The organism is Burkholderia semiarida, assembly GCF_029268935.1.
Classification (GTDB): Bacteria; Pseudomonadota; Gammaproteobacteria; order Burkholderiales; family Burkholderiaceae; genus Burkholderia; species Burkholderia semiarida.
In genome coordinates this window covers 1,210,975-1,225,199 of sequence record NZ_JAHLCL010000007.1, presented here as the reverse complement: position 1 = coordinate 1,225,199, position 14,225 = coordinate 1,210,975, and the positions used below count along the sequence as shown (strand labels likewise).

General features: G+C 69.8%; 15 protein-coding genes. 7 read left to right on the top strand and 8 right to left on the bottom strand.

The genetic code is table 11. The features are described from left to right. Nucleotides 1-41 precede the first annotated feature (41 nt). Nucleotides 42-1,247, bottom strand: coding sequence for an MFS transporter (locus KPB06_RS18560; RefSeq protein ID WP_155634600.1), 1,206 nt, complete (start codon nt 1,245-1,247; stop codon nt 42-44). A gap of 555 nt (nt 1,248-1,802) precedes the next feature. Next, complete coding sequence (locus tag KPB06_RS18555; protein WP_059573904.1) at nt 1,803-2,714, bottom strand: LysR family transcriptional regulator; 912 nt, start codon at nt 2,712-2,714, stop codon at nt 1,803-1,805. A gap of 166 nt (nt 2,715-2,880) precedes the next feature. On the opposite strand from KPB06_RS18555, the gene KPB06_RS18550 reads away from it, so the two are divergent. Next, nucleotides 2,881-3,801 carry a pyridoxal-phosphate dependent enzyme gene (locus tag KPB06_RS18550; protein ID WP_059573903.1) on the top strand — a complete coding sequence of 307 codons (921 nt, stop codon included), beginning with the start codon at nt 2,881-2,883 and terminating at the stop codon, nt 3,799-3,801. A gap of 253 nt (nt 3,802-4,054) precedes the next feature. Here the strand turns inward: KPB06_RS18550 and KPB06_RS18545 are convergent, their stop codons facing one another. Then, nucleotides 4,055-5,194 carry a DUF2242 domain-containing protein gene (locus tag KPB06_RS18545; protein ID WP_059573902.1) on the bottom strand — a complete coding sequence of 380 codons (1,140 nt, stop codon included), beginning with the start codon at nt 5,192-5,194 and terminating at the stop codon, nt 4,055-4,057. Nucleotides 5,195-5,311: 117 nt separating this feature from the next. Continuing rightward, on the bottom strand, nt 5,312-6,205 hold the full coding sequence (locus KPB06_RS18540; protein ID WP_059573901.1) for a LysR family transcriptional regulator: 894 nt from the start codon (nt 6,203-6,205) through the stop codon (nt 5,312-5,314). Nucleotides 6,206-6,315: 110 nt separating this feature from the next. On the opposite strand from KPB06_RS18540, the gene KPB06_RS18535 reads away from it, so the two are divergent. Both KPB06_RS18535 and KPB06_RS18530 read left to right on the top strand, forming a co-directional pair. Then, complete coding sequence (locus tag KPB06_RS18535) at nt 6,316-7,071, top strand: TerC family protein (protein WP_059573900.1); 756 nt, start codon at nt 6,316-6,318, stop codon at nt 7,069-7,071. 90 nt (nt 7,072-7,161) lie between these two features. Next, nucleotides 7,162-7,464 (top strand): TFIIB-type zinc ribbon-containing protein, encoded by a 303-nt coding sequence (locus KPB06_RS18530; RefSeq protein WP_059573899.1) that lies wholly within the window; start codon nt 7,162-7,164, stop codon nt 7,462-7,464. Between the two features lie 112 nt (nt 7,465-7,576). On the opposite strand, the gene KPB06_RS18525 is transcribed toward KPB06_RS18530, so the two are convergent. Continuing rightward, nucleotides 7,577-7,987: an Hsp20/alpha crystallin family protein gene (locus KPB06_RS18525; protein WP_059644168.1), complete on the bottom strand. Its 411-nt coding sequence runs from the start codon at nt 7,985-7,987 to the stop codon at nt 7,577-7,579. 16 nt (nt 7,988-8,003) lie between these two features. After that, a complete protein-coding gene (locus KPB06_RS18520) occupies nt 8,004-8,441 on the bottom strand; it encodes an Hsp20/alpha crystallin family protein (protein WP_059573897.1) in 438 nt (145 codons plus the stop codon). Nucleotides 8,442-8,689: 248 nt separating this feature from the next. Between KPB06_RS18520 and KPB06_RS18515 the strand changes: the two genes are divergently transcribed. Further along, nucleotides 8,690-9,607, top strand: a complete 918-nt coding sequence (locus KPB06_RS18515) for a 3-hydroxyacyl-CoA dehydrogenase NAD-binding domain-containing protein (protein WP_060011485.1) — start codon at nt 8,690-8,692, stop codon at nt 9,605-9,607. A 34-nt stretch (nt 9,608-9,641) separates the two neighbouring features. Here the strand turns inward: KPB06_RS18515 and KPB06_RS18510 are convergent, their stop codons facing one another. Together KPB06_RS18510 and KPB06_RS18505 are read right to left on the bottom strand one after the other, a co-directional pair. After that, complete coding sequence (locus KPB06_RS18510) at nt 9,642-9,923, bottom strand: DUF4148 domain-containing protein (RefSeq protein ID WP_060011486.1); 282 nt, start codon at nt 9,921-9,923, stop codon at nt 9,642-9,644. Nucleotides 9,924-10,080: 157 nt separating this feature from the next. Continuing rightward, the gene (locus tag KPB06_RS18505) at nt 10,081-10,929 is read right to left on the bottom strand and encodes a LysR substrate-binding domain-containing protein (protein WP_059573894.1); all 849 of its coding nucleotides are present in this window, start codon (nt 10,927-10,929) and stop codon (nt 10,081-10,083) included. 330 nt (nt 10,930-11,259) lie between these two features. Between KPB06_RS18505 and madL the strand changes: the two genes are divergently transcribed. The 3 genes from madL to mdcA all read left to right on the top strand — a co-directional run bounded on the left by madL (nt 11,260) and on the right by mdcA (nt 14,223). After that, nucleotides 11,260-11,655, top strand: a complete 396-nt coding sequence (gene madL, locus KPB06_RS18500) for a malonate transporter subunit MadL (RefSeq protein ID WP_059573893.1) — start codon at nt 11,260-11,262, stop codon at nt 11,653-11,655. An 11-nt stretch (nt 11,656-11,666) separates the two neighbouring features. After that, nucleotides 11,667-12,434: a malonate transporter subunit MadM gene (gene madM / locus KPB06_RS18495; protein ID WP_006476364.1), complete on the top strand. Its 768-nt coding sequence runs from the start codon at nt 11,667-11,669 to the stop codon at nt 12,432-12,434. 142 nt (nt 12,435-12,576) lie between these two features. Continuing rightward, nucleotides 12,577-14,223 carry a malonate decarboxylase subunit alpha gene (mdcA, locus tag KPB06_RS18490; RefSeq protein WP_060011730.1) on the top strand — a complete coding sequence of 549 codons (1,647 nt, stop codon included), beginning with the start codon at nt 12,577-12,579 and terminating at the stop codon, nt 14,221-14,223. Nucleotides 14,224-14,225 lie beyond the last annotated feature (2 nt).

Genomic DNA, 14,225 nt, shown 5'->3' with positions numbered 1-14,225 from the left:
ATGCACGCGGAAGATTCCAGATGGCCCGGGCGTGCCCGCGCTTACGAATTCGCGGCGGCCGGCGAGCGGCGGCGCTGCGTGATCTGCAGCATGACGAGCACGAGGCCGGCGGCCGCGATCAGCGCGCCGACGAGCGGCACCGCCGCGTAGCCGAATCCGGCCGAGATCGCCGCGCCGCCCGCGGCGGCGCCCAGCGCATTGCCGAGATTGAACGCGCCGATGTTCACCGCCGATGCGAGGCCCGGCGCTTCATGGGCCGCGCGCATCACGCGCATCTGCAGCGGCGGCACGACCGCGAACGTCGCGATCCCCCAGACCAGCAGCGTGACGGCGGCGCCCGCATGCGTGGCCGCAAGCAGCGGGAACGCGGCCATCGTCGCGATCAGCAGCAACAGGAAGCCGATCAGCGTGCCGTCGAGCGAGCGGTCGGCGAGGCGCCCGCCCGCGATGTTGCCGATCGAGAAACCGACGCCGATCAGCACGAGCATCGCGGTCACGAAGCCGGGCGTCGCGCCCGTCAGGTGTTCGAGCGTCGGCGCGACGTACGTATAGAGCGTGAACATCGCGCCGGCGCCGAGCACGGTCGTCCCGAGCGCGCCGAGCACGACCGGGCGCGTGAGCACGGAGAGTTCGGCACGCAGGTCGGGCATCTTGCCGGCTTCACCTTTCGGGAGCGCGGCGAACAGGCCGGCAATCGCGATCAGGCCGAGGCCCGCGGTCGCCGCGAACGACATGCGCCAGCCGATGATCTGGCCGAGCCAGGTCGCGGCCGGCACGCCGCCGACGTTCGCGATCGTCAGGCCCATGAACATCGTCGCGACCGCGCTGGCCTGCTTTTCGCGCGGCACGAGGCTTGCCGCGACCACCGAGCCGAGCCCGAAGAACGCACCGTGGTTGAGGCTCGTCACGAGACGTGCGAGCAGCAGCGTCGTGTAGTCCGGCGCGACGGCCGACAGCAGGTTGCCGATCGTGAAGATCGACATCAGCGCGATCAGTGCGGAACGGCGCGACCAGCGCGCGAGGAGCAGCGTCATCAGCGGCGCGCCGACCATCACGCCGATCGCATACGCGCTGATCAGCATGCCGGCTTGCGGAATCGACACGTGCACGCCTTCGGCGATCACGGGCAGCAGGCCCATCGGCGAGAATTCGGTCGTGCCGATGCCGAACGCGCCGGCGGCGAGCGCCAGCAGCGGCAGCGCGGCGCTGCCGCCGGGGCGGGAAGGAGAGGAAGTCGTGGGGTTCACGCGGTGGACTCCTGTGATCGTGGGACAACGGCACGAAGCCATTGAGGACAGCCGAAGTGTGCCTGCATTACTTTTGCGGAAAAAGCCGCATTCGGACGAAATTATCTTGATTTGATGTCAACAATGCAGCGCGCGGGGAGGTGTGCGCGCCGTGGCCCTCGGATGGTGCTTCGACGGGACCGGCATCGCACAAGGGCTGGAAAGCGTCGAACTGCCAGCGTCGGCAGCAAAAAAGCCCCGACCACAGGGGGTCCATGGCCGGGGCGGAAACGCATCCTCTCTTTGGCACGAGGGTTGGATGCGCGCGCAGTATATTTCGGGCCATGACGATTCGAATCGGCGTTAAACGGCCGTTTTTGGTGTCAATTTGAGAATTGCGGTGTCGTCGCGTCGTCCGTCGGCGTTCTGAAAGATTTTTCGATGATGCGGCTGTGTCGTTCACCGGGCTACAGCATCAAAAACGACGTGATGACGGAAGTCGGATTCCGTCCCGTCGGCCCGTCGGCCGGCGCCGCAAGTCGTGTCGCCGGAGCGCGCGCCGCATCCGGCATGCGCTCAGCCCGATTCGCCGGCCGCGTCGCGAACCGCCGCGAGAAACCGCGCGACGACGGGCGACGGGGCCGCCGCCGCGCCGTCGAACACGAACTCGATGTCGAAGCGGCTCGCGAGTTCGTCGAGCGCGACGAGCCGGACCGTGCGCGGGCAGGTCGGCGACGCGCTTTCCGGCACGAACGCGCAGCCCATGCCGGCCGCGACGAGGCCGATCAGCGTCGGGATGTCGCTGCCGACCTGCGCGATGCGCGGCGTGAAGCCGGCCTGCTGGCACTGCGTCATCAGGAAGCGGTGGTGCGCGGCGGAACGCTGCGCATCGAACCAGACGAACGGTTCGTTCGCGACGTCGGCCAGCGCGCGCGGTGCGACGAAGCGGCTGCCCGGCGGCGCGGGCATCGCGAGCACGAAGCGGTCGCTCAGTAGCCGCACGCCCGTCAGGTGAGGCGCTTCCTCGCGACGCCACGCCATGATCCCCGCGTCGAGCTGGCCGCGCGTCAGCGCGCTCGCCTGTTCGGCCGACAGCATCGGCGCGATCGACAGTTTCACATCCGGGCACGCATCGCGAAACGCCTTGAGGACGTTCGCGACGATCGGCAGCGGCAGGCAGTTCGGCAGCGCGCCGAGCCGCAGTTCGCCGAGCTGGCCGTCCGCGCTGCGCAACGCGCGCTCGCGGCTGTCCTGCAGCATCGCGAGCAGGCCGGTCGCATCGTGCAGGAAGCTCGTGCCGGCCGCCGTGAGCGTGACGCCGGTCGCGCGACGGACCAGCAGCGGCGTGCCGATCGCATCTTCGAGCTCGCGGATCTGCCTCGACAGCGCGGGCTGCACGATGCCCACCGCGCGGGCGCCGGCCATCACGCTGCCGGCCTGGGCGACGGCGACGAAGTAGCGCAGGTGACGCAGTTCGATCTGGCGCATGCGGTGTCCGGTCGGGTTCGTTGATATGTCTGGTAAGCATAGCAAATGCCATTCGATGGTATTGGAAAGCATGGCGCGCCTGCCGTACGATGACCGTCATTGCCGCATCCGCTTCCTGGCTCGCGAGTCGTGCGAGTTTCCTCCGTTTCTCCTTGCGTTCCGTCCCATGCCGCTTCATATCCCGACGCCTTACATCCGCTCGCAAATCGCGTCCCGCCGGCTCGGCAGGACCATCCGGCTGAAGCTCGACGCGTTGCAGCCGTCGGGCTCGTTCAAGCTGCGCGGCATCGGCGCTGTCTGCGAGGCGCGCCATGCGGCCGGGGCGCGGCGGTTCGTGTCGTCGTCGGGCGGCAACGCGGGCATCGCTGTCGCGTATTGCGGCCGTGAACTCGGCGTGCCGGTGCGCGTCGTCGTGCCGGAAAGCGCGTCGGCCCGGGCGCGCGAACTGATCCGCGTCGAAGGCGCGGAACTCGTCGTGCACGGCGCGAGCTGGGCCGAGGCGAACGCGTTCGCGCAGTCGACGCTCGACGGGCACGATGCATTCGTGCATCCGTTCGACGACCGCGTGCTGTGGCAGGGCCACGCGACGATGATCGACGAGATGGCGGCGGTCGGCCCGAAGCCCGACGCGGTCGTGCTCGCGGTCGGCGGCGGCGGCCTGCTGTGCGGCGTGCTCGAAGGGCTGGCGCGCAACGGCTGGCACGACGTGCCGGTCGTCGCGGCCGAAACGGCGGGCGCCGACTGCTATGCACGCTCGGTCGCGCAGGGGCGCCCGGTCGAATTGCCGGCGATCGCGAGCATCGCGACGACGCTCGGCGCGAAGCGGCCGTGCGACGCGGCGGTCGAATGGGCGACGCGTCACGCGATCCATCCGGTCGTCGTGTCCGATGCCGACGCGGTGGCTGCGTCGCTGCGGTTTCTCGATGAGCACAGGATCGTCGTCGAGCCGGCGTGCGGCGCTGCGCTGGCCGTGCTCGAGCAGCCGGTGCCGGTGCTCGCGTCGGCGTCCGACATCGCGGTGATCGTCTGCGGCGGCGTGACCGCCACCGTCGAGGATCTGCAGACGCTGCGCGCGACGTTGCGGTAGGCGGGGCGCCGGCGAGCCGCGCAGTCGCGGGACGACGGATCGTTTTGCGATTTTCGCGGGGTGACTGCGAGCCTGGGACATACGTGGCTCGCCGTGACGCGTCGACGTTGCCTTTCCGTCAACCCCGCACGGCCAAGTGCGGCCGGCGGGCGTACGGCCGGATAGGCAGAAACGACTTCAGGAACGGTGCGCAAGGCGGGCGTGCCGTCGCGCTGCGCCGCATGCGGCCGGGCGCGACGATACGGGAGTGCGATCAGTTCGCGGTGGGGGCGCTCGCGCCGGACGGCGCGGACGATGCGACGGGGTTGTCGGTAGCCGTTGCAGGCGATGCGCTCGACGGCGCCGATGCCGATGCGGGCGCGGATGCTGCCGATGAAGACGCGGGAGCGGCCGATGACGGCGTCGCGGTGGCCGGCGCTGCCGCCGGAGCCGAGGCAGATGCGGGCGCGGAGACCGGCGCGGCCGTCGAACCGGAGGTCGGCGAAGGTGCCGGCGCGGTTGCCGGGCCGGAACCCGGCTTCGGCGCCGAAGCCGGCGCGGCAGCCGAAGCGGGAGCAGGCGCCGATGCAGGCGCCGGGCCGGCAGCCGAAGCCGGCACCGGCCCGGACGCCGCCGCCGGCGCGGCAGCGCGCATCGCGGCGGGCGCCGCGACGGCCGATGCCGCGGCCGGCACGGCATTCGCGCCCGACCCCGGCGTGACACCCGGCACCGAAAGCGGCACGGGCGCCGCGGGCGGCGTCGGCACGACCGGCGTCGTCATCTTCATCGGTTCACCCTGCGGCGTCGGCGCGGGTTCGGGCAGCGGCGCGACGGGCTCCTTCTCGGCGGCCTTCACGGTCGCGCGGTCGCGCCGCGCCGGGTCGATCTTCAGGAAATGGTCGACGAGCGTGAAGAAGCGCTCATAGAACACGCCGGCGGGAATCGTCTCGCTCGCGGTCTTGACGAGCGCATCGTCGCTCGACCCGATCGGCAGCGACAGCGAGCCGAACACGCTGAGGCCGACGCTGGCCGACGTATTCGACTTCTTCAGCGTATAGCGGTCCTGCACCGCGTTCACGTACGCGATGCTCGACGAGCCGTCCGCGGTCGCGTCCGCGCACACGACGTGAAACTCGATCACGACGTGCATGTCGTTGCTCGGCTGGAAATTCTTGCTGCCGTCGACCGCGTCGTTGCGCGACGACGACACCACGTAGCCCTGGCTCAGCAGCGCGCGCCGCGCGGCCTCGCAGGCCGCGTCGGATTTCGAGTGGAACGTATGCGCATACGGGCTGGTGGTCGCGTCGAACTGTTCCTGCTGGTAGATCGGCTTGGGCGGCGACGAGCATGCCGCCAGCACGGTCGCGGCCGCGAGCGCGCACGAAACGGAAAACAGGCGAAATCGGTTGTGCATGGCGTCTTTCAGAAGGCTCGGCGAGAGGTGGCGCAAGGGCGGTGCCCGGATGGGCGCACGCGCACATCTCGTATGGCCGGGGCGACATTATAGTTTCGTTTGATGTCGCGGCTCGCTTCAGTCGGCCGGCGCGCCGCGCGCCGCGGCCAGCAATCGCGACGTCAGCGGATGATGTTCGCCGCGCCGCGAGCGGATCGCGTGGATCTCCTCGGTCACGTCGCCCGCGCGCCCGAGCCGCCTGAGCCCGCGCAGCAGCGACGCATCGTTCGCGCCGAGTTCGCTCAGCGGGAACACGCCGAGGCCGCGCGCCGCGAACACGGCCATCAGCGCGCTGTCCTCGAACTCCCCGGCCACGCGCGGCACGATCCGTTCGCTTTCCAGCCACTGGTCGAGGCGGGCGCGCAATGCCGAATGCGCGGTCGGCAGCAGCATGGGCAGCTCGGTCAGGCACTGCGGAAAGCGCTGACGGGCGGCCGGCGTGACGAGCGCCGCGGGCCCGTACCAGTCGACCGGCGAGGCCACGAGCCGCTCGCTCGTCACGCGCAGGTTCGACCCCGACGGCGCGCCCTGGCCCGCCAGCACGAGATCCAGATGATGCAGCGCGAGTTCCGCGAGCAGCGCGTCGTGCTCGCCTTCGTGGCACAGCAGCCGCAGCGTGGGCGTGTCGAGCACGGGGGCCAGGATCGCGTGCGCGGCGAGCTTGGAGATGCCGTCCGCGAGGCCGACCGCGAGCCGCACGGTCGGCCGGCTGGCCGCCGCGCGCACGTCGTCGGGAATCAGCCGGCCCATCTCGAAGATGACCTCCGCGCGCGCGAAGGCGGCCTGCCCGGCGTCGGTCATCGCGACGCCGCGCCCGGCCGGGCGCAGCAACTGGTGCCCGAGCGATTTCTCCAGCTCGCGCACCTGCGCGCTGATCGTCTGCACGGCCATGTCCAGCCGGCCGGCCGCGCGCGCGAAACCGCCTTCCTTCACGACGACCCAGAAATAGTACAGATGGCGAAAATTCAGCATCGGCGCGCGATATATCGAAAAAAACGAACCTGAAGTCAGATTCTCTCTGATTTTTCCGAAGTACGGAGCGGCATATCATCGGGTTTTCCACTTTCGTATCCGCCCATCCCATGGACTATCTGCTGACGCTTGCCACCGACCCCGCCGTCTGGGCCGCGCTCCTGACGCTCGTCGTGATGGAAGTCGTGCTCGGCATCGACAACCTGATCTTCATCTCGATCCTCAGCAACAAGCTGCCCGAAGCGCAGCGCGCACGCACGCAGCGCCTCGGCATCGCGCTCGCGCTGGTGATGCGCCTCGCGCTGCTCGGCAGCGTCGCGTGGATCGCGAGCCTCACCGAACCCGTGTTCACGCTGTTCGACCATGCGTTCTCGTGGCGCGACATGATCCTGCTGTCGGGCGGCCTGTTCCTCGTGTGGAAGGCGACCACCGAGATCCATCACCACGTGTCGCATGACGGCGACGGCGCGGGCGGGGCCGCCGGCGCGGCCGGCCTGACGATGTGGGCCGCGATCGGCCAGATCGTGATGCTCGACATCGTGTTCTCGATCGACAGCATCGTGACCGCGATCGGCATGACCGAGCACGTCCCGATCATGTTCGTCGCCGTGATCGTCGCGGTGACCGTGATGCTGTTCGCAGCGCAGCCGCTCGCACGCTTCATCGACCGCAACCCGACGATCGTGATGCTCGCGCTGTCGTTCCTGGTCGTGATCGGCATGACGCTGATCGCCGAAGGGTTCGGGTCGCACGTGCCGAAGGGGTACATCTATGCGGCGATGGCCTTCTCGGCGTTCGTCGAGGGCATGAACATGCTCGCGCGGCGTGCGAAGGCGAAGCGGGCCGCGCACGCGGCGCGCGACTGACGCGGCACGCGGGATGCCGGCCGCCGCGGCGGCCGGCTCGCGCGCCTCATACGGAATCCGGATGAAATTCGCACGGAAAGGAGAAACGCGATGAAATGTCCTGTCTGCAAGACGCCCGACCTGCTGATGGCCGAGCGCCAGTCGATCGAGATCGACTACTGTCCGACCTGCCGCGGCGTGTGGCTCGATCGCGGCGAACTCGACAAGCTGATCGCCCGCGAAACCGGTGACGCGCCGGTTCGCCGCGACGCCGCGCCGGCCCAACACGATGCGCCCGCGCCGCGCGGCCGCGACGACGGCTGGGGGCGCGACGGCCGCTCGCACGACGAGCGTGATCGGCACGACGGCCGGCGTCGCAAGAAGTCGGTGTTCGACCTGTTCGATTTCGATTGAAGCGGCGGTTCGCGTGCCCGAACGCGCGCGGCCCGATGTAAAAAATCCCCGCCCGGCATCGCGCCGGGGCGGGGATTTTTCATGCGCGTCGCGTCAGCACACGCGCCGATGCTTACGCATGGCCGGCCGTCACGTCGATGCGGCGCGGACGCGTTTCCTCGCGGCGCGGAATCGTCAGCGTCAGCACGCCGTCGCGCAGGTTCGCGTCGATCCGCGACGTGTCGAGGTCGGCGCTCAGCACGAACGACCGTGCATAGCGCGTCGCGCGTACTTCCGCGTGCCGCATGCGCAGGTCGGCCGGCGCGTCGAATTGCGTCGCGGCTTCGATCGTCAGCGTATTGTCGTGCACCTTCACGTCGAGGTTGTCGCGCGGCACGCCGGGCAGGTCGGCCCGCAGCGTGACGCCGCGCGCGTCCTCGACGATGTCGACGGACGGCGTGATCGCGGGCCGGCGCGCGGCTTCGGCGGCGGCAGCGTGAACGGTGCTCGGGTGGCGTTCGGCCAGGGTCGGGTTCGTGTTCATGTCGGTATCCTGAAGATTACTGAATCGTGATCGCACGCGGCTTCGATGCTTCGCGCCGGCCGACGCGAATCAGCAGGCAGCCGTTCTCGTAGCGGGCGCCGACCTGGTCGGGGTCCGCGTCGCGCGGCAATTCGACCACGCGGCGGAACGCGCCGTGAAAGCGCTCCTGCGCATACGTGCGCACGTCGTCGCCTTCGCGCGGCGCCGGCTTGCGCTCGCCGCTGATCGTCAGCAGATCCTTGTCGATCGACACGTCGAAGTCGCTCGCGGCCATGCCGGGTGCGAACGCGACGATCTCGATCGCATCGTCGGTGGCGCCGACGTTGAGTGCGGGAAACGCGCCGGCGCGCCCCGCACGGATGCCGGACGGGCGCTCGCCGAGCAGGCTCGCCATCTGCCGCTGCACGCGGGCGAATTCGTCGAACAGATCGTAGCCGTGATGGATACCGCTCATGTTGGTCCTCCTGAACAGGGAACGCGGGAGACGTGACCGCGCGACGCCTGCGGCGGGCGCGACGGGGGCTCCACGGGGTCGATAACGGGGGCGGTGCGTTGGATGCGGCACTGCCCGACGACGCTTAATTAGTGGCCGCCGCCGCGCATTTCAAGAGGGCATGTGCAATCCTCGCGTCGACGCATGCGCACGGGATTCGATGCGACAATCGCCGCGGCATATCCGCAGACCAACCACACGGGACAACCATGGACATTCGACGTATCGCGATCGTCGGCGCCGGCGTGATCGGCGCGAGCTGGGCCGCTTTCTACCTGACGCAGGGCTTCGACGTCGTCGCGACCGACCCGGCGCCGCAGGCCGACCAGCGGCTGCGCGACGCGCTCGCCGCCTTCCTCGGCGAGCGGGCCGCCGAACTTGCCGCGCGGCTGTCGTTCGACGCCGATCTCGTGCGCGCGCTCGACGGCGTCGACTTCGTGCAGGAGAACGGCCCCGAGCGACTCGACCTGAAGCGCGCGCTCTATCGCCAGATGGACGACGTGCTGCCCGCGCACGTGCCGATCGCGTCGAGTTCGTCGGGCCTGAAGATGTCCGAGATCCAGACCGCGTGCGCGAAGCATCCGGAGCGCTGCCTGATCGCGCATCCGTTCAATCCGCCGCACCTGATCCCGCTCGTCGAGCTGGTCGGCGGCGATGCGACGGACCCCGACGTGATCGCGCGCGTGAAGCAGTTCTACGATGCGCTCGGCAAGCAGACGATCGTGCTGAACAAGGAGATGACCGGCCACGTCGCGAACCGGCTCGCGGCCGCGCTGTTCCGCGAGGTGTATCACCTCGTCGGCGAAGGCGTCGTGAGCGTCGCCGATGCGGACAAGGCCGTCGCGTGGGGCCCCGGCCTGCGCTGGGGGCTGATGGGGCAGTGCCTGACCTATCACCTCGGCGGCGGCGCGGGCGGGATCGCGCACTTCCTCGAACACCTGTCGGGGCCGATCGCGAGCTGGTGGGACGACCTCGGCACGCCGTCGTTCGATCCGGAGGTCGATCGCAAGCTGACCGACGAACTGCGCGCGATCCAGGGCGAGCGCTCGATGCAGGCGCTGGCGGCCGAGCGCGACCGGCTGCTCGTCGAGCTGATCGACGCGCGGCGCCGCAGCTTCCTGCCTTGATCCTGGTCCGGTCGTGCACGCGCGGCGGCGTCGGTTATTGCTGCGACGTCCCCTGGCTGGCGGGCGGCACGTGGGCCAGCCACGCGGGGCTCACGGCCTGCACGAGTTCGCGGTTGCGTGCGCGCGTCGCGGCGTTTGGCGGATAGTTGCCGTCGTTGGTCGGCAGTTCGCCGTCGAGATAGGCCTGCTTGAGCTGCTCGATGACTTCCGCGCGCGTCAGGCCCTGTGCGGGGGCCGACGCGTCGGTCTGGGCAAAGGCGGGGGACAGCAAGGCGGCTGCGGCGGTCGCGACGGCGAATCGCAGGGCGTTGTTCATGGCGGGCTCCGATCAAGGGGACGGGGTAGCGGATGCGCGCGGCGATGTGCGGTGCATTCCGTTGGGTCCCATTGTCGCGAGCGCGTGCTGCGCGGACGATGACGCGTTCCGGGCAACGCTGTCAGGTGCGGGCGCGACCGCGCCCCGTGCGGTGCCGTTACAACTCGGCCGCCGCCGCGATCAGCGTGGCTTCCAGCGCGAGCGTCGAGCGCGACGCGGCCGCCGGGCGGTCGATCACGTATTCGAGTTCGCCGAGCTCCGGCAGCCCCGCGTCGAGCCGCGCGAGCCCGGCCGGGATCACGTAGCCGGCGAACGCGCTGACGCCGAGCCCCGCGCTCGCGGCCGCCCGCAACACCGCGATGCTGCTGCTCACGACGGCGATCCGGTACGGCCGCCCGACGGCTTCGAGCGATTCGAGCACGCGCCGGCGCGACACGCTCGGCTCCGGATGCATCGCGAGCGGCAGCACGGCCTCGTGGCCGGTGATCCGCGAATCGGGGCCGGTGCACCAGTACAGCGGTTCGCTGCGGATCACGCGGCCGCGCCGGCTGCCGGCGATGCGCTTCGCGAACACGAGATCGTGCCGGCCTTCGTCGAGCGCGTCGAACAGGTCGCCCGACAGCCCGGTCGAGATCGCGAGCTCGACGTCCGGGTTGCGCTGCACGAAGCTCGCGAGCGCGGCCGTCAGGTGCGCCGACGCGAAATCCTCCGACATCGCGAGCCGCACCTTGCCCGACAGCGGCGGCCCGCATACCGACGTGACGGCCTCGTCCATCAGTTCGAGAATTCGCACCGCGTAGCGGAACAGCGCGTCGCCGTGCTGCGACAGGTGCACGTTGCGCGTGTCGCGCTCGAACAGCGGCCGGTCGAGCAGCTCCTCGAGGCGGCGGATATGCTGGCTGACGGTCGATTGAGACAGGTTCACGCGCTCGGACGCGGCGGTGAAGCTGCCGGACTGGGCGACGGCGACGAAGCTGCGCAGCAATTCGGGCGGTAACGGACGCATTGCTAAATCCACTGAATCGGTTTCGACAACTTCATAAATGGCCGGATTTTGCGGCGCTAGTATCGGATCACGCGCCCGTGCGGCCTCCGCGAAACGGGGGACACCGGACGCGTAGCCCGTGTCGCGCCGCCGGCTGCATCGATCAGTCTAAGCCATCCGGCGTCCGGCCCGAAACCGCATCATCCCATCGACCCCGAGAACGCGCTCGCACGACGAGCCGCCGGGCCGCGGCGCCCCGCCGCAGGAGACACACAGTCCGCCCGGGATCGGCGTGCGGGCCTGGCTCCCGCACGCGTCAGGCGCCCGTCACGAAGAGACTGGAGACGACTCATGATCATCTATGGAACCGCGCTGCTGGCGTTCTGCCACCTGGCCGGACTGTTTCTCGGCGACCTGCTCGGCAGCGCGATCGGCGTGAAGACCAACGTCGGCGGCGTCGGTATCGCGATGCTGCTGCTGATCTGCCTGCGCCTGTGGCTGCACCGGCGCGGCTGGCTGCCGAAGGAGACCGAAGCGGGCGTCGGCTTCTGGGGGGCGATGTACATCCCGGTCGTCGTCGCGATGGCCGCGAACCAGAACGTCGTCGCCGCGCTCAAGGGCGGGCCGGTCGCGCTGCTGGCCGCCGTCGGCGCGGTCGCGATCTGCGCATGCTGCATCGCGGTGCTCGCGCGCACGGGCCGCGACGACACGGCCTTCGCGGGCGTGCCGCAATTCGAAGAACGGTAACGGAGGCCGCCATGCTGCAGATGCTCGAAAAAACCGTCGCCCACAACGGGCTCGTCGCGTCGTTCGCGCTGGTCGGCCTGATCATGTGGCTGTCGTCGATCGCGTCGCGCAAGCTCACGTTCGGCCGCGTGCACGGCTCGGCGATCGCGATCGTGATCGGCCTCGTGCTCGCCTACGTCGGCGGCGCATTCACCGGAGGCGAGAAGGGGCTGGCCGACGTCAAGCTGTTCGCCGGCATCGGCCTGATGGGCGGCGCGATGCTGCGCGATTTCGCGATCGTCGCGACCGCGTTCGAAGTGCAGCCGACCGAGGCGCGCAAGGCCGGGCTCGTCGGCGTCGTGTCGCTGCTGCTCGGCACCGTGCTGCCGTTCATCGTCGGCGCGTGCGTCGCGCGTGCGTTCGGCTATACCGATGCGGTCAGCATGACGACGATCGGCGCGGGCGCCGTCACCTACATCGTCGGGCCCGTCACGGGCGCGGCGATCGGCGCGAGCTCCGACGTGATCGCGCTCAGCATCGCGACGGGGCTCGTGAAGGCGATCATCGTGATGGTCGGCACGCCGGTCGCGGCCAATTTCATGGGGCTGAAGACGCCGCGCTCCGCGATGATCTTCGGCGGGCTGGCCGGCACCGTCAGCGGCGTGAGCGCCGGCCTTGCCGCGACCGATCGCCGGCTCGTCCCGTACGGTGCGCTGGTCGCGACGTTCCATACCGGCGTGGGCTGCCTGCTCGGGCCGTCGGTGCTGTTCTTCACGACGCGCGCGCTGGTCGGCGCGTGAGGCCATGCGAGGGGCCATGCGAGTGGCCCGTGCGCGGGCCGCATCCATCGCGGCGTCCTCTGAGTCGCATTCGGCAACATCATCAATCGACAGCGGCGCCAGGCTTAGAATGCCGCTGAACCATCGAAGCGGAGAACTGTTCATGACCGGATGGAATCACGCGCGGCAAGCGCGCGATGCCCGGCTCGCGGCCGGCGCGGCTTACGCGCGGGGCAAGCGGGTCGATGCGCGCGACACCGTCGCGTTGCTCGAAGCGGTGCTGCGGCCCGGCGATCGCGTGTGCCTCGAAGGCGACAACCAGAAGCAGGCCGACTTGCTCGCCGTCGCGCTCGCCGACGTCGATAGCGCGAAGATCCACGACCTGCACATGGTGCAGTCGGGCGTCGTGCTGCCCGAGCATCTCGACGTGTTCGAGCGCGGGATCGCGAAGCGGCTCGACTTCGCGTATTCGGGCCCGCAATCGCAGCGCATCGCGAAGCTGCTGTTCGGCGGCAAGATCGCGCTCGGCGCGGTGCATACCTATCTCGAACTGTTCGCCCGCTACTTCATCGATCTCACGCCGCAGGTCGCGCTGATCGCGGCCGTGAGCGCCGACGCCGACGGCAACCTGTACACGGGCCCGAACACCGAGGACACGCCGACCGTCGTCGAGGCGACCGCGTTCAAGGACGGCATCGTGATCGCCCAGGTCGACCGCATCGTCGACAAGGTGCCGCGCGTCGACATCCCGGGCGACCGCGTGCATTTCGTCGTCGAGGCCGGCCGGCCGTTCTACGTCGAGCCGCTGTTCACGCGCGATCCGGCCGCGATCACCGAGACGCAGATCCTGACCGCGATGCTCGCGATCAAGGGCCTCTACGAGCCGTACGGGATCAAGCGCCTGAACCACGGGATCGGCTTCAACACGGCCGCGATCGAGCTGCTGCTGCCCACCTACGGCGCGAAGCTCGGGCTGAAGGGCAAGGTCTGCACGCACTGGGCGCTCAATCCGCATCCGACGCTGATCCCCGCGATCGAATCGGGCTGGGTCGAGCAGATCCACTGCTTCGGCTCCGAGGTCGGGATGGACGACTACATCCGCGCGCGCTCCGACGTGTGGTTCACGGGCCCCGACGGGTCGCTGCGCTCGAACCGCGCGTTCTGCCAGACGGCCGGCCTCTATGCGTGCGACATGTTCATCGGCTCGACGCTGCAGATCGACCTGTCCGGCCATTCGTCGACGGTCACGGCCGAGCGGATCGCCGGCTTCGGCGGCGCGCCGAACATGGGCAGCGATGCGCGCGGCCGGCGCCATCCGAGCGAGCCGTGGCTGAAGGCCGGCGCGGAAGCCGACCCGGACACGCCGGCGGCGCTGCGGCGCGGCCGCAAGCTGGTCGTGCAGATCGGCGAGACGTTCGGCGACAAGAACGTGCCGATGTTCGTCGAGAAGCTCGACGCGCTGAAGCTCGCCGACAAGCTGCAGCTCGACCTCGCGCCGATCATGGTCTACGGCGACGACGTCACGCACATCGTCACCGAGGAAGGGATCGCGAACCTGCTGATGTGCCGCGACAAGGACGAACGCGAGCATGCGATTCGCGGCGTGGCCGGCTACACGGACGTCGGCCGTGGCCGCGACAAGAGGATGGTCGAGCGGCTGCGTGAACGCGGTGTGATCCGCCGCCCGGAGGATCTCGGCATCGATCCGCTCGACGCCGACCGCCGCTGGCTCGCCGCGCGTTCGATCAAGGATCTCGTGCACTGGTCGGGCGGGCTCTATGCGCCGCCGGCCCGGTTCCGCAACTGGTGAGG

Coding starts and splice junctions, on each gene's coding strand:
- KPB06_RS18505 (WP_059573894.1), bottom strand. CDS start 10,929: ATGCGTCCGTTACCGCCCGAATTGCTGCGCAGCTTCGTCGCCGTCGCC.
- KPB06_RS18550 (WP_059573903.1), top strand. CDS start 2,881: ATGCCGCTTCATATCCCGACGCCTTACATCCGCTCGCAAATCGCGTCC.
- KPB06_RS18545 (WP_059573902.1), bottom strand. CDS start 5,194: ATGCACAACCGATTTCGCCTGTTTTCCGTTTCGTGCGCGCTCGCGGCC.
- KPB06_RS18525 (WP_059644168.1), bottom strand. CDS start 7,987: ATGAACACGAACCCGACCCTGGCCGAACGCCACCCGAGCACCGTTCAC.
- KPB06_RS18520 (WP_059573897.1), bottom strand. CDS start 8,441: ATGAGCGGTATCCATCACGGCTACGATCTGTTCGACGAATTCGCCCGC.
- KPB06_RS18535 (WP_059573900.1), top strand. CDS start 6,316: ATGGACTATCTGCTGACGCTTGCCACCGACCCCGCCGTCTGGGCCGCG.
- KPB06_RS18530 (WP_059573899.1), top strand. CDS start 7,162: ATGAAATGTCCTGTCTGCAAGACGCCCGACCTGCTGATGGCCGAGCGC.
- madM (WP_006476364.1), top strand. CDS start 11,667: ATGCTGCAGATGCTCGAAAAAACCGTCGCCCACAACGGGCTCGTCGCG.
- KPB06_RS18510 (WP_060011486.1), bottom strand. CDS start 9,923: ATGAACAACGCCCTGCGATTCGCCGTCGCGACCGCCGCAGCCGCCTTG.
- mdcA (WP_060011730.1), top strand. CDS start 12,577: ATGACCGGATGGAATCACGCGCGGCAAGCGCGCGATGCCCGGCTCGCG.
- KPB06_RS18540 (WP_059573901.1), bottom strand. CDS start 6,205: ATGCTGAATTTTCGCCATCTGTACTATTTCTGGGTCGTCGTGAAGGAA.
- madL (WP_059573893.1), top strand. CDS start 11,260: ATGATCATCTATGGAACCGCGCTGCTGGCGTTCTGCCACCTGGCCGGA.
- KPB06_RS18515 (WP_060011485.1), top strand. CDS start 8,690: ATGGACATTCGACGTATCGCGATCGTCGGCGCCGGCGTGATCGGCGCG.
- KPB06_RS18555 (WP_059573904.1), bottom strand. CDS start 2,714: ATGCGCCAGATCGAACTGCGTCACCTGCGCTACTTCGTCGCCGTCGCC.